Here is a 285-nt window from a genome sequence, read left to right on the forward strand (position 1 = left end):
GACCATATCAAAAGCTGGTAACTGATACCACGGAACTACGTTATGGATCGAAGTCAATGTCAGAACGTCTTTATTTGAATCCTGTTTTAGATTTATTTTCGGGTGAGGTACTTTCATATAAATTGTCGGAACATCCAGATCTTAATTCAGTTCTTTCACCAGTTGACCAGGCTTTTAAAAGATTACCAAAATTAAACTATCGAACTACTATTCACACTGATCAAGGTTGTCATTATCAGCATCGAAAATTTATTAGTTTAGTTAAGAAAAACCACGTTATCAAGA

1 protein-coding gene is annotated in these 285 nt (G+C 34.0%); it reads left to right on the forward strand.

Features of this window, described 5'->3' with window-relative positions; translation table 11 throughout:
- Positions 1–56 precede the first annotated feature (56 nt).
- The coding region (locus tag LfDm3_RS05725; protein WP_263640271.1) for a DDE-type integrase/transposase/recombinase at positions 57–285 on the forward strand (229 nt) is incomplete at its 3' end.

The organism is Fructilactobacillus fructivorans, assembly GCF_000814735.1.
In the GTDB taxonomy this organism is placed as follows: Bacteria; Bacillota; Bacilli; order Lactobacillales; family Lactobacillaceae; genus Fructilactobacillus; species Fructilactobacillus fructivorans.